Here is a 2,565-nt window from a genome sequence, read left to right as displayed (position 1 = left end):
GATTACAGGGCCGGCGCGATGAGCATTCTGGTGGGGATAGCCGCCAACAAAAGCATGCGGACCGGCAAGCCGGCGCGGATTGCCGACCTTGTCCCCGATGTGCCCCTTCCGCAATAAAATCTCCCTGATCTTCGCCTTGACGGAACTTGCAAAAAGTGTTACATGGAAACATAACAATGAAACAGCCCTTCCTATTGTTGGCCGGTTGCGGCAAGGTTGATAAACAGCGCGCCGTGCCGCGGCATTACCAGATCGGTCAAATTTTAAGAAAGGTTCTGCGCGGCGCGCGCCGGGGGGACAGACTGCCGCCGGAAAGGGAAATGGCAAAAACTTTTCAGGTGTCCCCGCTAACGCTCAGGCGCGCGCTGGAAGATCTGGTAAACGAGGGGGTTCTTGAGAAGGTATGGGGCAGGGGAACTTATGTCAGAAAACGCTTGGCTCCTGAAAAAGACGCGGCGCGGCGGATCGGGATGACCGTTCTGCCAAATCCAGAATTCATCAATCATCCGGCTCAGACGGAATTTATGCGCGGAATCTGCAATGTGCTGAATCAGCACGCCTGCCGCCTTGAATTGGCATTGGTGACTCCGGAGATGATCCGGAGCGGGGACTATTCGGGAATCAGCCGCGCCGGGGAATTGTCGGGTCTGATTGTTACCCTCCAGCAAGTGCCCGGGAAAGACCTGGACAATATAAGCCGGCAGGCCGCGTACAGCGTGCTTTGCAATCGTTTTGATCGGGCAGATACGGTCATGTTTGATTATAAGTCAGCGTCCGTTCTGTTGACGCGGCATTTGGTTGAATTAGGACACCGCCGGATAGCGTTGTTGAACGGCCCTGATTATTCCGAAGTGTCAAATGCCGTCAGGGAAGGATATGCCGCGGTGATGTCAGACGCGGGTGTTCCGGAATACGAACGGCAGATCAAATCCAGTTATTACACGGCCGAGGAAGGATTCCGCCTTGCGCAGGCGGTATGCGAAGCGAAAAAACGTCCGACCGCGCTGATCATGGGGGACGACACCATGGCCTGGGGAGCATTAGAGGCGCTACGCGCAATGGGGCTCAAATGTCCGGAGCAGGTATCCGTTGTTTCCTTTGGCGATTTTCCGCTTGCCAGGGCTGCGGTTCCGCCTTTAACCGCGGTACAAACTCTGTTTTATGAAATGGGCAGGGCTTTGGCCGCAAAAATACTGGAAAAAATCAATGGGAAGGCGGCCCGCCAGAAGGTTGTTATAAAGGGCAAGCTTATTGTCCGCCAATCAACCTGCAAACCGGGGGGATAATACCGGCGCTTCAAGGCCGGCACTGCGGTTCAAATGCGCTCCGGCAACAAAAGAAAGAGACGGATAAATAGACAATCAGGGGAGACAAAAAATGAAAAGAAAACATGGAGATCGCTTGAACGGCATGTTGGAAAAAAGGGCGCGGCTTATATGCGCATGTGTCCTCGTGATGTTGTTGCAGACGGGGGCGGGCGCATTTGCGGAAGATGCGGCGCCGGAAAGCGAGTCAACGGATTATATCAATTTGTTGAAAAACGGCGGATTTGAGGAGGGGAAGGATGGCGCTCCGGCCGACTGGAGATATTATGGCGGCTCCGTTCCCGGCGACTGGGAGTTGAGCCGGACCGCCCATGAGGGGAAGCAAGGCCTCCGTCTCCGGTCGGATAAAGACGGGTATCATGGCGGTTTTTCTCAGCATTTTGCATTTGAAGGCAACCGGAAATATAAAATATCGGCCTGGGTGAAGGCAAATATATCCGACGCTGGAAAACTTGTATTGTTGTATAATGAAGGCCGGTTGTCTTGTGTGCAGAATGGGCAGACAACCAATAAGAGCTTCGGTGGCAGTGCAAGCGTGAGAAAAACAAGTTTTGACTGGGAATACATTGAGAAAACGTTTGAAACGCCCGTAAATGCGATAGGGACATGCAATGCTCCCGTGTATCCGTTCCTGTTTTACGGACCGGGCGAGGTTTGGGTTGACGACATGCGGCTGGTTGATTTAGGGCCGGTCAAGCTGGGCAAGGAAGTATATTCTCTGACGTTTGACGATCCGAAGATATGGAAACTGTCGGCGCATGTGAATGAAGAGCCGGCCGAAGCGCCGGAAGGGGTTTTGCTTCAGAGCGACGCTAAAAACGCGTGCGAGGGCAAGCCGGGCTTGAAATTGAGGTATGTTTTTACTTCGGCCAAACATGACGCCGTCCTGCTGACGGCGGACGCGTCCATTGCCGGGGGAACGATGCTGGCATTGCGGGTATATGGGGACGGGTCCGGGCATGAACTGGACGCGGTGTTGTATGACAAGAGCGGGGAGGCGCATTATCTGCCGCTCGGGCTGGTTTATTGGCGGGGGTGGAAGACGGTGTACAAGTCGTTTGCCGACCTGATCAGGGGGCCGGAGAGCAAGTGGGACGTGTCGTGCGAGCATTGGGGCGGGGACAAGAACCAGACCCTGGAGTTGCCCATAACGCGGGTGGCCATTGGTTTGAACGACCAGCCGGACGGTTTCAAGGGCAAGGGTGAAATAACGTTCGGGTGGCTGAAGATTTACGAATAA

2 protein-coding genes are annotated in these 2,565 nt (G+C 54.5%); both read left to right on the top strand.

Annotated features, from left to right (window positions below; translation table 11 throughout):
• The first annotated feature begins 176 nt into the window (after positions 1 to 176).
• The gene (locus tag PHP98_12265; protein ID MDD5484403.1) at positions 177 to 1,286 is read left to right on the top strand and encodes a GntR family transcriptional regulator; all 1,110 of its coding nucleotides are present in this window, start codon (positions 177 to 179) and stop codon (positions 1,284 to 1,286) included.
• 91 nt (positions 1,287 to 1,377) lie between these two features.
• Complete coding sequence (locus PHP98_12260) at positions 1,378 to 2,565, top strand: carbohydrate binding domain-containing protein (protein MDD5484402.1); 1,188 nt, start codon at positions 1,378 to 1,380, stop codon at positions 2,563 to 2,565.

It is taken from the genome of Kiritimatiellia bacterium (assembly GCA_028715905.1).
Classification (GTDB): domain Bacteria; phylum Verrucomicrobiota; class Kiritimatiellia; order JAAZAB01; family JAAZAB01; genus JAQUQV01.
Note: the sequence above shows the minus strand (reverse complement) of the source record. Positions and strands in the feature narration are given on the sequence as shown.

Coding starts and splice junctions, on each gene's coding strand:
- PHP98_12265 (MDD5484403.1), top strand. CDS start 177: ATGAAACAGCCCTTCCTATTGTTGGCCGGTTGCGGCAAGGTTGATAAA.
- PHP98_12260 (MDD5484402.1), top strand. CDS start 1,378: ATGAAAAGAAAACATGGAGATCGCTTGAACGGCATGTTGGAAAAAAGG.